Raw genomic sequence first — 18215 nt, 5'->3', positions numbered from 1 at the left:
GGGTCGTGGTAATCGTCTCGGCACGCATCTGGCCGCAAGATTCGGACCATGCCCCGGCGCAGCTCGGCCCACTCATTTAGGAAAAAAATGACACTTCATCATCCGATTTTCACGCGCTGGCCGGCTCAGTATCCCGATCAGCTGCAACTCTTTTCTCTCCCGACGCCCAATGGGGTAAAGGTCGGCATCATGCTGGAGGAAACAGGACTCGCCTATGAGCCGCACCGCATCGACCTAATGGCGAACGAGAGCCACGATCCGGCCTTCCTCGCCCTCAACCCTAATGGCAAGATTCCGGCGATCTACGATCCCGACGGGCCGAGCGGCCGGCCGCTGGCCTTGTTCGAATCGGGAGCGATCCTGACCTATCTTGCTGACAAGACGGGACAGTTCCTCTCCACCGATCCCAACACCCGCTATGAAACGATCCAGTGGCTGATGTGGCAAATGGGCGGTGTCGGGCCGATGTTCGGACAGGTCGGCTTCTTCAACAAATTTGCCGGCAAGGCCTATGAGGACAAGCGCCCGCGCGACCGCTACGCAACCGAGTCAGCACGGCTGCTCGGTGTGCTCAACGAACGGCTCGCGGGCCGCGCCTGGATGATGGGCGACGACTACACCATCGCCGATATTTCGCTGCTTGGCTGGGTCCGTAACTTGATCGGCTTTTACGAAGCGCGCGAGCTCGTCGGCTTCGACCGCTTTCTTCACGTGCAGACGTGGCTCAATCGGGGCCTCGCGCGTCCGGCGGTGCAGCGCGGGCTGAAAGTGACGGAGACCTAGCAGAAGCACGAGCGAGAAGGGCCTTGGCATCCTTTATTTCAGGAGCATTTTGTGCAATCCGTCGAGATCAAAACCATTGATAACAACGATTTTGAAATTTGGCTTCCGCTATGGAAAGGCTATCAGCGATTTTACGAGGTCGATATTCCCGAATCCGTGACGCTCAAGACCTGGGCTCGCTTCCTGGATCCGGTCGAGCCGATGTATGCAGCGATTGCGATCGTGAGCGATCAAGCATTGGGGCTGGTGCACACGGTCTACCACCGATCCTCCTGGACGACGGGCGACCACTGCTATCTCCAGGACCTCTTCGTTTCTGACAATGCACGTGGTGGCGGCATTGGCCGCGCGCTGATCGAGCACGTCTACGCGGATGCAGAGCGCCGCGGGGCACTCCGCGTGCACTGGCTGACGCATGAATCCAACCATAACGCCAGGCAGCTTTACGACCGCATCGCTGATCGTTCGGGTTTCATCCAATATCGTAAGCGATGAGGTATCGCCACTCAGGACAATTGAAATATAAGCTTCTAAGGAGAAAAAATGTTACTACCTCGGCAGTTAGTTCCGGAACTTCGCGTTCCGACGCTTGCTCATGGCGAGTTTAATCTTGCAAGCGATGCGCCGGAGCACTTCACATTGATAGTCTTTTACCGCGGCCTTCATTGCCCAGTTTGTTTGAAGTATCTGCGCGAACTTGGTACCTTGCTTCCGGAGTATGAGCGTCGTGGCACGAAAGTCATTGCCATCAGTTCCGACATTCCTGAGCGAGCCCAGGAAATGGCGCGCAAGGTCGGTACCGAAAACCTGCGATTCGGGCATTCTCTACCACTCGCGATGGCTCGCCAATGGGGGCTCTATATTTCGTCGTCGCGTGGAAAAACATCGATTAACATCGAGGAGCCGTCGCTTTTTTCGGAGCCAGGAGTGTTTCTTGTACGGCCGGACGGTACCTTGTATTACAGCGCGGTTCAAACAATGCCATTCGCTCGCCCGCTGTTCTCGGAATTGCTCCAGGCGATTGACTTCGCCATCACCAAAAACTACCCTGCGCGTGGTGAGTATGACGGCCCACTCTGAACATCCATTGACTTGGCGACGCTCTGTTGCGTCGCAGAAAGCCATCGATACGGCAGGCAGCAAGTGCACGTCGTAAATCAAGAGAAATAAATTCGTAAACAAGTGAGGTGAATCAATGCGTATCGCAATCATGGGAAGCGGCGGGGTTGGCGGTTACTTCGGGGCGCGGTTGGCGCTCGGCGGAGCGGACGTAACGTTTATTGCGCGCGGCGCGCATCTTGCCGCAATGCGCCAAAACGGCTTGCGCGTCGAAAGTCCACTCGGTGACCTTCATGTAGCCAATCCGCAGGTAACTGACGCCCCGGCCACGATAGGGCCGGTCGACCTGGTACTGTTCAGCGTAAAGCTTTGGGACACGGAAGTCGCCGCGCGCGCCGTCGCGCCGCTGATCGGTCCGGACACCGGCGTAATTTCCTTCCAAAACGGTGTGCATAAAGACGAGGTGCTGCGCCGTGTGTTGGGTGAACGGGCAGTGATGGGCGGTGTCAGCTACATTGCGGCGACCATCGGCGAACCCGGCCTGATTCGCCATGCAGGCAAGCTGCAGAAGCTGGTATTCGGCGAATACGACGGCCAACATTCTTCACGCGCAAAAGCTTTTCTTGACGCCTGCCTGAGCTCTGGCATTGAGGCCGAGCTCAACGCCGATATTCGCCGCGCCATCTGGGAGAAATTCGTGTTTTTGGTCGGGCTATCCGGTACGACCACCACAATCCGCAAATCGATCGGCCCGATCCGCTCACACCCACAGACTCGGGCCCTGCTGCTCGACGCGATGCGCGAGGTGGTTGCCGTCGGTCGCGCACAAGGCGTCGCGTTGGCAGAAGATTTCGCTGACAACCGGCTCGCCTTCTGTGACAGCCTCCCGGCCGAGATGACATCGTCGATGCACCATGACCTGGAACGCGGCAACCGCCTGGAGGTGCAATGGTTAAGCGGAGACGTGGCGGAACGCGGCAGGGCAATGCAGATACCCACGCCGGTTAACCGCGCCATCTACGATATTCTCGCCCTACAAGCAAGCGGGAACAGGTGAAGCGAAGATGGATTTGTAACCTGCCAACAAACGGAATGCCAGCCAGCTCAAGTGGAAGTCTCTGCAGTTTGAATCGACGTGGCGATTCAGACACCGCTGACCATGGTCGAACGGGGCCATGTGGGAAGCCTTAACTGCCTATTTCGGCAGGCCGATAAACGGGGAAAGGAAGAAGGCACCCCTGGTGCTCGCCCTGAACCATAAGGTGACCTACGGCGGGCTCCTCGACTTGGGGCCTTTGCGGTCGAGCCGATTGCGATTGCCCTGGCCATCGCGGAGGCAGTGTATCTGTGCCGCGAGCGCAAGCATATCGGAACCACGCAACGGCAACTACGCGAGCTGAAGTGTCATAGCTTCAATCCATTCATCAACGACAAAGAGGAATCGTCATGTCAGAAAGAATAAATATCGGGAAAGCCCTGCCGGAGCTATACAAGGCGATTGCGGGCCTCGATAAGATGTCTACCGAAGCGGCCGCGGCGGCCGGATTGGCGGAAGGTTTCACGCACCTGTTGCGCCTTCGTGCATCGCAACTCAACCAGTGCGCGTTTTGTGTGAAGCTGCATACCAGCGACGCGTTGGCGAGCGGCGAATCGATTGACCGCGTCAGCGTTTTGCCTGCCTGGCGAGAGACGGAATATTTCAGCGACAAGGAGCGGGCGTCGCTGGAGCTGATGGAAGCCGTCACGTTCATTTCCGATGGGCAGGTCCCGGACGCAGTCTACGAACGTGCGTCAGCCAGGCTTTCGAAAGAGGAAATCGCCGCCGTCGAGTGGCTTGCCGTGGTGATCAATGCCTGGAATCGAATTGCCATTTCCAGCCGCTATCCCGTCGGGCCGTGAAGCTGCCCTGACAGGAAAATACGATTGTCACGCCGGCCTCCGTTGACGGTGGAGAACGGTGTGACATACCATGCCACAAAGAACAGTCGTAACCGGCAACAGGGAGGTGCAGCAACCTGCCTACCTTTTTACGCTCGCTCAACGAGCCTCGATCCTGCATGAATTGCTCCCGATTGCATCGACCAACGCTAAGGATGGATCACCACCTCCGGCCCGTGGCTGACCGGAATCTTGGCCGACATCCCAGCCCCCGAAATAAAGCCCTTGCCACGATATTCCACAAGTCGCACATGCGAGCCCGTTTCGTAATTAGCCGCTTGCTTCGGCTGCGTCCAGTTCCGCCATGAGCTCGACCGGCATATGAGCGCCGACCTCGCCTTCCTGGCGGAGTGCGTGACGATTCCTGTGCGCCAGCATGCCGGTGCTCAGCGATGGCACTCTCCGCGTGTCTGTGTCGTAGTCCAGTGCAGTGCGGATAAGCTCAAATTGCGCGTTCGGCAGACCTTTCGTGCGCGTGACGACGGGCAGTTGCGTCAAGCGTGCCGGATCAACGTTCTGGCTAAACCGAGCAAAACCGCGATAGCGGAATTGCTCATCAACCGGGCGGTCGCTGCGCTTTATTAGCGCATTCATAATTTCGTGCACCAAGGATGCCGCGCTAAATTCGCGTAGTACGATAGTCATCGGCAACTGTTCAAATCCAGAACGAACTCGGAGCGACGAGGGTTCTGCAAACACAAGATCGACGATAAGGTTTCCATTGCGGCGAATCGCCACCTCATCACCCTTGATTTCGCGGCCGTCGAAGCGCACGCCTTGTAACCATGTTTCCAGAAGCGGTTCTTGGGCGGAACTAGCCTCTCGCATGACCAGTTCCGGAAAACGTGCCATCAACGGGAGGTCTAGGTGAGTGCTTAACGGTGTGCCGGTCCGACCGCTATCCCTGTCATGGATGGTCAGGAGTTCCCTTACTTCGTGTTCGCGGGCTTTCTTTATCGCTAGGAACGCCGTCTGCATTACCTCGCAGGTCGGGATGTAGGTGTCGATGCGCGAGCGACGGCCATACACTATTCGTTGATTGCCCGCCTCGCCGGTCCTGCGTCTCTCCGTCGAAGCCGTCCACAATGCTAGCAGTTGAAAATGTTGCGTAGACCTTTCAGCCTCGGGAGTAACTACCACTCCGTAAGCAGCCGTTAGCCCTGATTACCCCGGGCATCGCTATGATCGGCCAGCAAGAGACGATAACCGACAGCTGGCTCGGTGAGCAAGAAACGTGGCTGTGCGGGATCGTCTTCCAGCTTTTGGCGCAGGTGCCCCATGTAGATCCGAACATAGTGGCTGCTTTCTGCGTGGGATGGCCCCCACACCTCGCGCAGAAGCTGCATGTTGGTTACGACCCCGCCGCTGTTCGCAATAAGCACGGATAACAGTCGATACTCAGTGGGCGTCAAACGCACCGCATGTCCCGCCTTACTGACCAGACGTGCGCGTAAATCGATTTCCACGTCTCCGAACCGGATCCGTTCGGCCGCCCCAGCGCCCGACTGTCGCCGTCGGCGCAGCGCGGCACGGACACGAGCGAGAAGCTCGCCCAAGCCGAAGGGTTTGGTCAAATAGTCATCCGCACCCGCGTCCAGGCCCTGGATCTTGTCCGTTTCGTTTACGCGAGCCGAGAGGATGATGATCGGCACCGCCGACCAGGTTCTGATCTGCGCGATGAACTCGACGCCATCGCCATCAGGCAGACCGAGGTCCAGAATGATGAGATCCGGCTTTCTCGTTCCTGCCTCCACCAGGCCGCGCTTCATCGTGTCCGCCTCGAACACCCGCCATCCTTCCGGCTCGAGTGCTGTGCGAACGAAACGCCGGATCTGCGGTTCGTCTTCGATTAACAGGGCGACTGGCGGGTGTTCATTCATGAGTCACGCGGCACTTCATGTTCGATGGGAACCGGTTCGACATCCGGCATGGCAGGCGGCGTACCGAGAGGCAGCGTGAAAATGAACGCTGCTCCTCCTTCCGTCGGTCGTTCGGCATGAATTTCCCCGTCATGCGCCTCGACAATTGCACGGCAGATCGCGAGACCGAGTCCGACGCCCGACTTGGCCGATTCGTGCTCTCCACGGGTGAACTTTTCGAAGATCGCTTCCTCCCGTCCAACAGGAATGCCTGGACCGTTGTCGATTATCGACACACGCAGAACATTGCCTTGGGTGGCGGCAGTGAGAGCAATCCTGCACTGGGCCGGCGTGTATTTTGCTGCATTTTCTATCAGGTTACACAGGACTCGCTCGATCAGTACGGCGTCGATGTGAACGAGCGGAAGGCCGGGAGCCAGGCGGACTTCGACAGTATGTGCCGCCAAGGCAGCCCGGCTGGCGCGCAGTGCGCTGCCGACCACCTCTTCGAACGGCTGCCACTGGCGATTCAGTCGGATTTCGCCGCTTTGTAGCCGCGCCATGTCAAGCAAGTTGGTCACGAGCTTGCTCATCCTCACGGCTTCGTCATGTAGGGCCGAAGCCAACTCCTGATAAGGTTTCGGTAACGACGGGTTGGCGGTGGCGAGCGTTTCGGAAAACCCGACCAACGAAGTTAATGGGGTACGCAAGTCGTGCGAGAGTGCCGATAGCAGCGAATTGCGCAGGCGTTCTGACTCCATGCGCAGCAGCACATCCTGTGCCACCTCGATATAGTGGACCCGTTCAAGTGCGATGGCAGCGAGCGTCGCGAACGTGTCCAGATGCCGTCTCTGTTCGGGAATCAGTAGCCAGCGCCGGTTTTCTGGCTCGATTACCAGCACCCCGCGCGTGCGCATCGGGGCGACAAGTGGTAAGTAGAAGAATCGACTGCCCGGCAAGGTGTCCGTGCCAATGCCTGCAGCCGTTCCATGATCGAATGCCCACTGCGCGATGCCGAGGTCGAGGACACCGAACGGCGCCGGCTGCTGTCGCTCATGCGGGACGCTGGAGGGGGGCCGCAGTCGCCCATCCGCATCCGGCAGCAGCAGCACTGCGCGCGTGCGGAAGGTTTGCTGGATGAACAATTGCGTGATGCCGAATATCTGTTCGGCCTGCAAGGCGCCCGACAAGTCACGTGCGAATTCATACAGAGCGCGTGCCCTCTCTTCCCGATGTGACGCTATCCGGCTCTGGAATTGCAGGCCGGCGGTGATCTGGCCGGCGATGAGTCCTACCGCTAGCATGACCGCGAACACGACCAGATACTGGAAATCGCTAATTGCGAACGTGAAGCGCGGCGGCACGAAGAAGAAATCAAACAGCGCAACGCACAAGAACGCGGAAAGCACTGCGGGCCGGCGCCCTAGGCGAACGCCGACCAGCACCACGTTGAGCAGGTACAGCATGACGATGTTGGCCAGCTCGAAGTAGCCCGCCATCGGGGTGGCGACCAGGGTCGTGAAAATACTGGCTCCCACCGTCCATAGGTAAGGGTGTGCCCGGGCATAGCCCGGCCAGACATTCTCTTCTTCCGGCTCCATTGGGTTCGTTGCAGGCGAAGCTGCGCGCTCCAGCTGCGCAACCCGGCTCGTCTCGACCAGATCCAACTCCGGTGCATACCGCGCCAGGCGTGCTCCTAACGTCGGCTTCCACGGCCATCCTGCCCTGCTACGGCCAAGTACGACCCGAGAGAAATTGTGGCTACGCGCGTATCTGGCGATCTCAAGCGCGACGTCACCGCTGGCCAGCACCGCGGTATTCGCCCCGAGTTCCTGAGCCAGTTTGAGCGCATTGAGAATCCGCTCGCGCTGCGCCGATGGCAGACGCTGCAACTGTGGCGTTTCCACGTAGACCGCGTGCCAACGGCCGGATAATTGGCTTGCCAGGCGAGCGCCGCTGCGGATGACCTGTTCTGCATTTGCATTGGAGCCGACGCAGACGAGGAGATCAGCGTCGGTTTTCCAAATCGCGCCGATTGCCTTCTCGACCCGATAGGCCAAGACGTCGGTTTCGATCCGCTCTGCCGTGCGGCGCAATGCCAACTCGCGCAAGGCGATCAGATTCCCCTTGCGGAAGAAGTTCTGCGACGCACGCTCGGCCTGTGCCTCCTGATAAACTTTTCCCGCCTTCAAACGCAGCAGCAGTTCCTCGGCCGGGATATCGACCAGGACGACTTCATCCGCTTGGTTGAACACCGTATCGGGAACGGTTTCGGCGACCCGAACACCCGTAATGCCGCCCACGGCATCGTTCAGGCTTTCAAGGTGCTGGACATTGACTGTTGTGAACACATCCATGCCGGCACTGAGCAGTTCCTCGATATCCTGCCACCGTTTCGGATGCCGCGAACCGGGTGCATTGCTATGGGCCAGTTCGTCGACCAGGATCAGTGCCGGACGTCGAGCCAGGGCGGCGTCGATGTCGAATTCGGTAAGTGTCCTGCCGCGATAATCGATGGTCTTACGGGGCAGGACTTCCAGGCCATCCAGCAGCGCGTTCGTCTCACTGCGTCCATGGGTTTCCACGATGCCAACCACGACATCCTTTCCGCTTTCCTTGATGTCTCGTGCTCCGAGCAGCATCGCGTACGTCTTGCCAACGCCGGCCGAGGCCCCGAAGTAAATCCGCAACTTGCCGCGCGCGGCACGCCGCTCCTGCTCCTGCACACGAGCGAGCAGGGTATCGGGATTCGGGCGCTGGAATTCGGTCGGGTCCACGTCAGGAAGATGGAGTACAAGTTTCTATTATGCGCCTTGGTATGCGTTCAGCCGGATTGCGGCATTTCTCGCGAGCAGTGTGAGATTCCGCAGCACATTCATTGCCGAAGCGGACGCATCGAGCCGTAGGCCACCATTTAATCATTCTAGCAGTCAGCAGTGTGCTGTCCGTGTCGGTGCAATGCTGGCTGCACCGGCACGGACAGCAACGACGTTTTGCACCATTTCGGCGAAGCACTTCACTTTTGCTGGTCGAGCGCGAGATTCAGTTTGAGCACGTTTACCGACGGCTCTCCGAACACACCCAGCATGCGCTTCTTGCTGCTCTCATCGATCAACGCTCGCACCCGCTCCTCCGACATGTTGCGCACACGAGCAATCCGGCCGACCTGATAGTAGGCTGCGGCAATGCTGATGTCAGGATCCAGGCCACTGGCCGAGGCCGTGACAAGGTCGACGGGAATGGGCGCCTTGTTGCCCGGATCGACCGCCTTCAATGCGTTGATCCGCCCTTTAATCGCGTCGATCTGCGCCGGGTTGGTCGGGCCCAGATTGGAGCCGCCGGACGATGCGGCATTGTTGGGCATGGGCGATGTCGCCGAAGGGCGGCCCCAGAAATACTTGGGTGAGGAAAATGCCTGTCCGATCAGCGTGGAACCGACCACCTGGCCGTTACGCTCAACCAGGCTGCCCGCCGCCTGATAGGGGAAGGCGAGCTTGCCGATGCCAGTGATGGCAAGCGGATACAGGATGCCGCACATGACGGTCAATGACGCGAACAGAACCAGTGCCGGGCGAATATTCGAATTCATGATTTTTCCTAGATCAGGCCTAGTGACGAGAGCAGCATGTCGATCAGCTTGATGCCGATGAACGGCGCAATGACGCCGCCCAGTCCATAGATCAGCAGGTTGCGCCGCAACAGCACGGCCGCGCCAAGCGGACGGTACGTGACGCCTTTGAGCGCCAGCGGGATCAACACGACGATAATGAGCGCGTTGAAGATGACGGCGGACATGATGGCCGACGCCGGGCTGGACAGATGCATCACGTTCAGCGCCTGCAGCTGGGGATAGGTCGAGACAAAGGCGGCCGGCACGATGGCGAAGTACTTGGCGATGTCGTTGGCGATCGAGAATGTTGTCAGCGATCCGCGGGTCATCAGCATCTGCTTGCCAATCTCCACAATCTCGAGCAGCTTGGTCGGATTGGAATCGAGGTCGACCATGTTGCCAGCCTCTTTCGCCGCCTGGGTGCCGGAATTCATGGCGACGGCCACGTCTGCCTGCGCCAGGGCCGGCGCATCGTTGGTGCCGTCCCCGGTCATGGCGACCAGCCGCCCTTGGGCCTGACTGTCGCGGATCAGCCTGAGCTTGTCCTCCGGAGTCGCTTCCGCCAGGAAGTCGTCGACACCCGCTTCGGCAGCGATCGCGGCGGCTGTCAGGCGGTTGTCACCGGTGATCATCACCGTGCGGATGCCCATGGCGCGCAACTGCGCAAAGCGTTCCTTGATGCCGCCCTTGATGATATCCTTCAGCTCGATCACACCCATCACCCGGCCCTCGTCGACCACCACCAGCGGTGTGCTGCCGCGCCGGGATACGTCCTCAACGGTGCGCGTTACCTGTTCGGGGAACGGCCGCTCCAGCGACGTGGTATAGGCGCGAATGGTGTCGGCAGCCCCCTTGCGGATGGCACGATTGCCGCAGTCAATGCCGCTCATACGCGACTGTGCGGAAAACGGTACCAGTACCGGGTGCATAGCCTCCATGTCATGTTCGCGTAGATTGAAGCGCTGCTTGGCAAGCACCACGATGCTGCGGCCTTCCGGCGTCTCGTCGGCCAGCGATGCCAGCTGTGCGCTTGATGCAAGTTCCTGCTCGGTCACGCCCTGAGCCGGCAGGAAAGCAGCAGCTTGACGGTTTCCCAGCGTGATCGTCCCCGTCTTGTCGAGCAGCAGCACATCGACGTCTCCTGCCGCCTCCACCGCACGCCCGGAGGTGGCGATCACATTGGCCTGCATCATCCGGCTCATGCCCGCCACGCCAATCGCCGACAGCAGGCCGCCGATGGTGGTCGGAATCAGGCACACCAGCAGGGCCACCAGCACCGTGATGGTCACCGGCGCACCGGCCTTGGCTATCTCCACCGCGAACAGAGAGAACGGCAGCAGCGTGACCGTCACCACCAGGAAGACGATCGTCAGTGCGACCAGCAGGATGGTCAGCGCGATCTCGTTCGGCGTCTTCTGGCGCCTGGCGCTTTCCACCATCGCGATCATGCGGTCGATGAAGGCCTCGCCCGGGTTGACCGATACCCGCACCACCAGCCAGTCCGACAGTACGCGCGTGCCGCCGGTGACGGAGCTGAAGTCGCCACCCGATTCCCGGATTACCGGCGCCGACTCCCCGGTGATTGCACTCTCATCGACCGAGGCTACGCCGTCGATGACTTCGCCATCGGCCGGAATGACGTCGCCCGCTTCTACGAGCATGATGTCACCCTTCTTCAGCGCCGTTGCGGACGTGGCCTGCCAGCCGGCGGAGCGCTGGGCGCTGCGCAGCTTCTTGGCCGACACAGTCTTCTTTAGGGTGCGCAACGAGGCGGCCTGCGCTTTGCCGCGACCCTCCGCGATGGCCTCCGCAAAATTGGCGAACAGCACCGTGAACCACAGCCAGACCGCCGTCGCGAGAATAAAACCCGGGTTGGCCTCGCCCTGGCCGATGATGGACTGGATGAACAGCAACGTGGTGAGAATGCTGCCCACATACACTACGAACATCACCGGGTTGCGCCACTGCGCGCGCGGGGCGAGCTTCTTGAACGAATCGACCAGCGCCGGCCACACTAGCGAGCGATCGAACAAGGTGAAGCGCTTGCGATAATGCCGGCCTGGCTTGCCGTGCTGTGCCGCTTGCGCTTCTTGCGGCTGAGCTGCTGTTTCGTCCGCTGTCTGGTCGGCAGCGGGCCGGGCAAGCCCGTGGAACAGATCTAGATTCGGATTGGACATGGCGGCATTCCTCCTGAATGAGTTTTAATGAGCACTGACCAGTTGCAGGTGCTCAACCATCGGTCCGAGCGCAAGGGCCGGCACATAGTTAAGGACGCCTACCAGCACCACCGTACCGATCAGCAGCGTAACGAACAGCAGTCCATGTGTCGGCATGGTGCCGGCAGTGACCTCATGCCGCTTCTTCGCCGCGAGCGAGCCGGCCACTGCGAGCACGGGAACGATCATCGCGAAGCGGCCGAACCACATGACGACGGCAAGGATCGTGTTGTAGAACGGCGTATTCGCCGACAGACCGGCGAAGGCGCTGCCGTTATTGTTCGCCGCCGAGCTGAATGCATAGAGAATTTCAGAGAAACCATGCGCGCCCGGGTTCGCGATGCCGGCCTTGCCCGGATCGGCGAGGACGGCGATTGTCGTGCCGGCAAGCACGAGAAGTGGGGTCACGAGAATGGCGATCGACACCATCTTCATGTCGAAGGACTGGATCTTCTTGCCGAGATATTCCGGTGTGCGACCGATCATCAGGCCCGCGATAAACACGGCCAGGACGGCGAAAAGCAGCACGCCGTACAGGCCAGACCCTACGCCACCAAAGATCACCTCGCCGAATTGGATCAGCGCCAGCGGCACCATGCCACCCAGCGGCAGGAAGGAGTCGTGCATCGCGTTGACCGCGCCACAGGAGGCGGCAGTCGTGATTGCGGCGAACAGCGTCGATGCACTGATGCCGAAGCGCGCTTCCTTGCCCTCCATGTTTCCGCCAGGCTGAAGTGCGCTGTGCGTTTGGTCGACGCCAAGCGCCTGCAGGCCGGGATGACCTTGTTGCTCGGCGAGCATCACAAGGACGCTCATGACGACGAACATGGCGGTCATCGCGCCAAGCACCGCCCAGCCTTGACGCTGGTCGCCGACCATGCGGCCGAAGGCCAGACAAAGCCCTGCCGGGATGAGGAAGATTGACAGCATCTGCATGAAATTCGACAGCGGTCCCGGGTTCTCGTATGGATGTGCGGAGTTGGCATTGAAGAAGCCGCCGCCGTTCGTGCCAAGCATCTTGATCGCCTCCTGCGATGCGACTGGACCCATCGCGATCGTTTGCGTTTTGGCGACGACCGTCTCCGTTACCGGATTGCCCTTCTCATCCTTGAGCGGCTGGCCGTTCGGTCCGTTCTTTGGCGCTGGGTAGGTCACCGGATCGAGCAAGGGCACTTCCTTGTAGGCAGAAAAATTCTGGATCACGCCTTGGCTCGTCAGGAAAACGGCAACCAGGGTAGCAATCGGCAGGAGGACATAAAGTGTTGATCGGGTGAGATCCGTCCAGACATTGCCGATCGATTGTGCCGAGCGCGCCGTGAAGCCGCGGATTAGCGCATAGGCGACCGCAATTCCTGTCGCGGCCGAGAAAAAGTTTTGCCCGGTGAGCGCCACCATCTGCGTCAGGTAACTCATTGTCGACTCACCCGAATAACCCTGCCAATTGGTATTACTGACGAAGCTGACGGCAGTGTTGAACGCGGAGTCGGGGCTGACGTTTGGAAAAGATTGCGGATTCAGGGGTAGCCATGCCTGCATGCGTTGCACTCCGTAGACAAACAGGGCGCCGATGGTATTGAACAGCAGCAATCCGATCGCGTACCTTTTCCAGCCCATCCCCGCGTTGGCATCTACGCCCGCCAGCCGATAGAGACCGCGCTCGATCCACGCGAGCCATCCGAAGCCTGGAACCGGACCGGTAGAAGCGACGCTGGCAAGATGACGACCGAGCGGGTAAGCAAGCAGCAGCAGGGTGACGAGAAAGACGATGAGCAATGCAATGGACTCGGTAGTCATCACAGATCCTCCGCATTCCATAGCGCCACGACCAGGTAGACCAGCAGCCCGGCGGCGATCAATGCGCCAAGTAGATAAAAAACGTTCATTGCCGTGTCTCCAGCTGTTCGCAGGCGCCAGCCAAGCCCCAGGTCAAAGCGAGAAAGCCGATGATGCCGCCAATGAAAACGATGTCCATGATTTCTCCTTTGTCTGCACGTGCGATGGGTTATCCCATGTCGCTCAGGATAGGAAAAAGAACATAAAAAATTTGCAAAAACTTGGGCATTGCATGTAAACGCATCATAAAAATATCGCGGCAGCACACGCCAAGCGAGCGAATGGGGCGTTCGCAATGATTGATGAACAGCTTGCGTCTCAACCTAAATTGCATTCGCCGACGCATATATGACTTGGTTCAACTTGTTTCGGGATGCTCGACATGCCGGAGAAAGTGCACAGACCATGGCGACATATGCGCAGTGACTCACCAATCTTTCAGGCAACGTCATCTGATCAAGTCGTGCCGCTCTATAAAGAGGAATTGCCAAGTTCTTTTACCCGCCGATTCGCCACCACGGTGCTGTGAGGGAATCAGGCGTTCTTGCCTTGACGTTCGGTCAAAAATTTATCTTCCGTTTATACGGATCGGGCTCTTCTTTGCAGAATTTTTATGTGGAGATGCCTATCCTTGAGACGCACCTGCACTTGGCATGTCGTGCCGGGATGGTTAACGCCTGAGGGACATATGATTACGACCATTTTCAGCGGCAACAGCCGCATTGAAAAATCCATCCTGGCTGTAAATCTGGCCGCATGGCGCGTTCGGCAAGGACATAGCGTGTTGGTGCTGGATGCCGAAGTACAAAGGCATGCCTTTCTGTGGAACGTGCGGCGCGGCGGCCGGCAGATGCTACAGCATCTGGCCGTGGCGCCGGTTCTGGACCGAAGCCTGTACGCAGAGCTGGAAAAGTTGAATACTTCCTGCCAGGACCTTGTGATTGACGTCGACGGGCTCGACGATGCGGATACACGGACGGCGCTGGTGGCTGCCCAAATGGTCGTCGTGCCTCTGTGCGCCCAGGCCCCCGACAAGCAGGTCGAGGCCTGCGCAACGGCATTCCTGGAGCGGGCACAGTTGTTCAATCCACTGTTGCGCGTGGTCTTGGCCGTCATCGAAGGCCAGGACGCGGATACGGTCGGCGCCTTCGCCAGCGCGCATGCGATGGCGCGCCGGCTTCGTTCCGCATCGGTTACCCAGACCGTGCTCCACGACTCGGCAGCAATCAGGGGCGCATTTCGGAAAGGGCAAATGATTGTCGAGGTCGAGAACGAGTGCCCGGACGCTTTCGCAGAACTGGAGGTGCTCGGCATCGAAGTTTTTGGCGAACCTGGCACGATATCCGTCGCGGGGCCGAACTTGCGGGCGGCGATGGTGCGGCTGCGGGCTTGGCAGCAGTAGATGCCGGGCGTACATGGCAAGCGTCAACAGCATGCAGACTGAGAGTTAGGCAGACCTCAAGGCGTTCGAAGTTACGGAGTGTTCAAGCCGGTACGCGACCTTTTGTCAGCTTGGGCGTTCCGTATCCAGCGCAGTGGCGTGCCAACCATGTGGCTCAAGGCATCACCGATTATGTCGATGCGTGGAAATGCGACCAGATCGTCACGGGCGCGGATGGTGCGCCAGTATTCGGAATCCTGGCCGGTACTCTATTCGCGGAGAAGGTCATCTATCGTGCTCATGCCCTGTTTATCTTGATGAAGTGAGGGCGGATCACGTCCTATCAGATTTCGACCTGCGTGCCGAGTTCGATGACACGGTTGGCAGGCATGTGATAGTAGTCGGCTGCATCCCGCGCGTTACGATACATCATCGCAAAAAGGTTTTCCCGCCAAAGCGCCATGCCTTCGCCAGGCCTCGGCACAACCGTTTGCCGGGAGATGAAGAACGATGTTTCCATCGGATTGAACTCCAGTCCCTGAGCCTTGCATGACTGGAGTGCCAGCGGGATGTCGCGCTCATCCTTGAAGCCGTACGAAACGCTAACCTGATAACACGCATTGTCGAGGGGCTCAACCACCACCCTTTTCTCATCCGGGATATGTGGAATGTCGACGTGATGGACCGTCAGGAACACCACGCGTTCATGCAGAATTTTGTTGTGAGAAAGATTGTGAAGCATGACGTGCGGGACGCCTTCTCCGGGCGGGCGGAAGTAAACCGCGGTCCCTTGCACGCGCGGCGGCGGACTGATGAAAAGAGATCGCAGGAAGTCCTGTATCGGTATGGCATGGCCACGAATGCTGGCGAACACCATTTGTCGTCCCTCTTCCCATGTCAACATGATGGTGAGGATGACTGCGCCAAGCAACAACGGGAACCAGCCGCCCTGGAAGAATTTGAGCGTGTTGGCCGAAAACAGGCCGACATCGATCACCAGGAAAAACCCGGTGGCGAGCCAGCACAAGAGCAGGTTGTATCGCCATCCATACCGTAGAACGAAGAAGGTCAGCAACGTTGTCGTGAGCATCGTGGCAGTCACCGCGATGCCGTATGCGGCGCCCAGGCGATCGGAAGATCCGAAACTCAGCACGGCCAATAGCACGGCGGCAAGCTGGATCCAGTTGATCAACGGGACGTAGATCTGGCCGATTTCATGTTCCGACGTATGCAGGACACGCATGCGCGGCAACACACCGAGCGAGATGGCTTGATGCGTAATGGAGAAGGTGCCCGAAATCGTGGCCTGTGAGGCGATTACCGTGGCGACCGTCGAGAGCACAACCAGCGGGTAGACGCTCCATGCACCGAGCTGCTGGAAGAACGGGTTGGAAATCGCCGCCGGGCTGGCAAGCAGGAGCGCTCCTTGCCCAAGGTAATTGAGGGCGAGCGAGGGAAAGACGATGGAGAACCATGCGATGCGGATCGGCCGGCGGCCGAAATGTCCCATGTCGGCATACAGAGCTTCAGCGCCGGTCAAGGCGAGGACAACCGAGCCGAGCGCAATGAAGGCGAGCCAGCCGTTCTCCAGGAGAAAGCGCACGGCATGCAGGGGATTCAGCGCTTGCAGGATTTCTGGCGTGTGCAGTATGTTCATCACTCCCATTGCCGCCAAGCATGCGAACCACACAAGCATGATCGGGCCGAACCATCTTCCGATACCTCCCGTTCCATGATGTTGCATCATGTACAGGCCGATCAAGATGGCAACGGTGAGTGGCACGACATAAGGTTTCAAGGCCGGTGTTGCCACCTCCAGGCCTTCGATGGCAGACAGCACAGAAATGGCCGGTGTGATGACGCCATCGCCGTAGAACAACGCAGCTCCGAAGAGGCCCATCAAAAGCAGGGGCCGGTACCAGCGCGACTTCTCAGTCACGGATGACAGCGCCAATGCCATCAGCGCCATGATGCCGCCTTCGCCGTGGTTGTCTGCGCGAAGAATGAGCGTCACATACTTGAATGAGACGACGATCACGAGTCCCCAGAAAATCAGGGAGACAATCCCCAAAAGGTGCCCCGGATTGAGCGCCAGTCCATGCTCTTCTGCAAATACCGTTTTCAATGTGTAGAGCGGGCTTGTGCCGATATCCCCATACACGATGCCGATCGCGGCAAGTGTCAAGGCGACTACGCGGTTTGGGCTGGCATGCGGTTGGCGTGTCGATACGGGCGACTCTGTCTGCATGGATGTTGCTTCGGCAAATAAGACGAGATAGACCTTCAAACTATTGCGGCAGTTCGAACCGGCCTTGGCCTTTCGGGCGTCATGGAAGAAAAGAAAGAATGGCCTGCGAAGTTCGAAGCGGTCTTCTGATCGCAAGAGAGACGCCTAGCATAGCGTCTTTGAAATAAAAAATTTGTAAAAAATTAAGGTGCATGCACCAGATGCCGTTTGACTGGTGCCTTGTCACAATTTGTACGCGGGGAAAATTGACAAACCAAATTTAAAATTGACACACTTAATTTAAACTTTTCACATACGTGCTCTTCTCCCTCTCCCTCTACTCCACCGTCACCGACTTCGCCAGATTGCGCGGCTTGTCGACATCCGTGCCGCGTGCCAAGGCGGTGTGATAGGCAAGCAACTGCAGCGGTACCACGTGCAGGATCGGTGACAGCAAGCCGTAGTGCTCGGGCAGGCGGATCACATGCACGCCCTCGCTCGGCGCAATGCGTGAATCGGCATCGGCAAACACATACAACTGGCCGCCACGCGCGCGCACTTCCTGCATGTTCGACTTCAGCTTTTCGAGCAGGGTGTCGTTCGGCGCGACCGTCACCACCGGCATTTCTTGCGTTACCAGTGCCAGCGGGCCGTGCTTCAATTCGCCGGCCGGATAGGCTTCGGCGTGGATGTAGGAAATCTCTTTGAGCTTGAGCGCGCCCTCCAGGGCGATGGGATAGTGCACGCCGCGGCCGAGGAACAAAGCATGATGCTTGTTGGCAAAGCGCTGCGCCCAGGCCTCGATCTGGGGCTCCAGGGCGAGAACTTGCAAGGCCTTGTCCGGCAGGCTGCGCAGCTCGGCGAGGTAGCCGGCTTCTGCCTCGGCACTGAGCCTGCCGCGCAGCTTGGCCAGCACCAGGGTTAACAGGCAGAGCGCGGCCAATTGGGTGGTGAAGGCCTTGGTCGAGGCCACGCCGATTTCAGGGCCGGCCCGGGTGAGGAAGCGCAATTTGGATTGGCGCACCAGAGCGGATTCCGCGACGTTGCAAATCGACAGCGTCAGGGCCTGGCCTAGCTCCTGGGCATGATGCAGGGCGGCCAGGGTGTCGGCGGTCTCGCCTGACTGGGAGATGGTCACGATCAGCGCATTGGGGTTGGGCACGGAGGTGCGATAGCGGTACTCGCTGGCAATTTCCGCCACCGCGGGCAGGCCGGCAATCTCTTCCAGCCAGTAAGTGGCCACTTTCGCCGCGTGATAGCTGGTGCCGCAGGCCAGGAACGTCACCGCGTTGACTTGGGCGAGCATCTG

At 59.2% G+C, this 18215-nt stretch carries 17 protein-coding genes; 7 read left to right on the top strand and 10 right to left on the bottom strand.

Going from position 1 to position 18215, the window contains the following annotated elements:
* Positions 1 to 87 precede the first annotated feature (87 nt).
* From VJ651_RS00860 to VJ651_RS00840, 5 genes are all read left to right on the top strand, one after another.
* On the top strand, positions 88 to 783 hold the full coding sequence (locus VJ651_RS00860; protein WP_324105611.1) for a glutathione S-transferase N-terminal domain-containing protein: 696 nt from the start codon (positions 88 to 90) through the stop codon (positions 781 to 783).
* 51 nt (positions 784 to 834) lie between these two features.
* Complete coding sequence (locus VJ651_RS00855) at positions 835 to 1278, top strand: GNAT family N-acetyltransferase (RefSeq protein ID WP_324105610.1); 444 nt, start codon at positions 835 to 837, stop codon at positions 1276 to 1278.
* Between the two features lie 48 nt (positions 1279 to 1326).
* On the top strand, positions 1327 to 1863 hold the full coding sequence (locus tag VJ651_RS00850; RefSeq protein ID WP_324105609.1) for a peroxiredoxin-like family protein: 537 nt from the start codon (positions 1327 to 1329) through the stop codon (positions 1861 to 1863).
* A gap of 115 nt (positions 1864 to 1978) precedes the next feature.
* Positions 1979 to 2899 carry a ketopantoate reductase family protein gene (locus VJ651_RS00845; RefSeq protein WP_324105608.1) on the top strand — a complete coding sequence of 307 codons (921 nt, stop codon included), beginning with the start codon at positions 1979 to 1981 and terminating at the stop codon, positions 2897 to 2899.
* Between the two features lie 389 nt (positions 2900 to 3288).
* Positions 3289 to 3741 carry a carboxymuconolactone decarboxylase family protein gene (locus VJ651_RS00840; protein ID WP_324105607.1) on the top strand — a complete coding sequence of 151 codons (453 nt, stop codon included), beginning with the start codon at positions 3289 to 3291 and terminating at the stop codon, positions 3739 to 3741.
* A 309-nt stretch (positions 3742 to 4050) separates the two neighbouring features.
* On the opposite strand, the gene VJ651_RS00835 is transcribed toward VJ651_RS00840, so the two are convergent.
* The 8 genes from VJ651_RS00835 to VJ651_RS00800 all read right to left on the bottom strand — a co-directional run bounded on the left by VJ651_RS00835 (position 4051) and on the right by VJ651_RS00800 (position 13437).
* Positions 4051 to 4632, bottom strand: a complete 582-nt coding sequence (locus VJ651_RS00835) for a hypothetical protein (protein ID WP_324105606.1) — start codon at positions 4630 to 4632, stop codon at positions 4051 to 4053.
* Between the two features lie 302 nt (positions 4633 to 4934).
* Positions 4935 to 5660, bottom strand: a complete 726-nt coding sequence (kdpE, locus tag VJ651_RS00830) for a two-component system response regulator KdpE (RefSeq protein ID WP_324105605.1) — start codon at positions 5658 to 5660, stop codon at positions 4935 to 4937.
* Positions 5657 to 8416, bottom strand: coding sequence for a two-component system sensor histidine kinase KdpD (kdpD, locus tag VJ651_RS00825; RefSeq protein ID WP_324105604.1), 2760 nt, complete (start codon positions 8414 to 8416; stop codon positions 5657 to 5659). Before kdpD ends, kdpE begins: the two co-directional genes overlap by 4 nt.
* 239 nt (positions 8417 to 8655) lie before the next feature.
* The gene (kdpC, locus tag VJ651_RS00820; protein WP_324105603.1) at positions 8656 to 9228 is read right to left on the bottom strand and encodes a potassium-transporting ATPase subunit KdpC; all 573 of its coding nucleotides are present in this window, start codon (positions 9226 to 9228) and stop codon (positions 8656 to 8658) included.
* A gap of 8 nt (positions 9229 to 9236) precedes the next feature.
* Entirely contained in the window at positions 9237 to 11426 is a 2190-nt protein-coding gene (kdpB, locus tag VJ651_RS00815) for a potassium-transporting ATPase subunit KdpB (RefSeq protein ID WP_324105602.1), read from the bottom strand.
* A 24-nt stretch (positions 11427 to 11450) separates the two neighbouring features.
* Positions 11451 to 13259: a potassium-transporting ATPase subunit KdpA gene (gene kdpA, locus VJ651_RS00810; RefSeq protein ID WP_324105601.1), complete on the bottom strand. Its 1809-nt coding sequence runs from the start codon at positions 13257 to 13259 to the stop codon at positions 11451 to 11453.
* Entirely contained in the window at positions 13259 to 13348 is a 90-nt protein-coding gene (kdpF, locus tag VJ651_RS00805; protein WP_324105600.1) for a K(+)-transporting ATPase subunit F, read from the bottom strand. The genes kdpA and kdpF overlap by 1 nt, the downstream gene beginning before the upstream one ends.
* On the bottom strand, positions 13345 to 13437 hold the full coding sequence (locus tag VJ651_RS00800) for a potassium ABC transporter ATPase (RefSeq protein ID WP_324105599.1): 93 nt from the start codon (positions 13435 to 13437) through the stop codon (positions 13345 to 13347). Before VJ651_RS00800 ends, kdpF begins: the two co-directional genes overlap by 4 nt.
* A 492-nt stretch (positions 13438 to 13929) precedes the next feature.
* Between VJ651_RS00800 and VJ651_RS00795 the strand changes: the two genes are divergently transcribed.
* Positions 13930 to 14700: a hypothetical protein gene (locus tag VJ651_RS00795; RefSeq protein ID WP_324105598.1), complete on the top strand. Its 771-nt coding sequence runs from the start codon at positions 13930 to 13932 to the stop codon at positions 14698 to 14700.
* Positions 14701 to 14849: 149 nt separating this feature from the next.
* A complete protein-coding gene (locus tag VJ651_RS00790; protein WP_324105597.1) occupies positions 14850 to 15005 on the top strand; it encodes a hypothetical protein in 156 nt (51 codons plus the stop codon).
* A 17-nt stretch (positions 15006 to 15022) separates the two neighbouring features.
* Here the strand turns inward: VJ651_RS00790 and VJ651_RS00785 are convergent, their stop codons facing one another.
* Positions 15023 to 16927 (bottom strand): potassium transporter Kup, encoded by a 1905-nt coding sequence (locus tag VJ651_RS00785; RefSeq protein WP_324105596.1) that lies wholly within the window; start codon positions 16925 to 16927, stop codon positions 15023 to 15025.
* A 316-nt stretch (positions 16928 to 17243) separates the two neighbouring features.
* A partial coding sequence (gene glmS / locus VJ651_RS00780) for a glutamine--fructose-6-phosphate transaminase (isomerizing) (protein ID WP_324105595.1) occupies positions 17244 to 18215 on the bottom strand: 972 nt, incomplete at its 5' end.

It is taken from the genome of Noviherbaspirillum sp., from assembly GCF_035254865.1.
Lineage (GTDB): Bacteria > Pseudomonadota > Gammaproteobacteria > Burkholderiales > Burkholderiaceae_D > Noviherbaspirillum.
The sequence above is the reverse complement of the archived record's forward strand: the minus strand, read 5'-3'. Positions and strand labels throughout refer to the sequence as shown.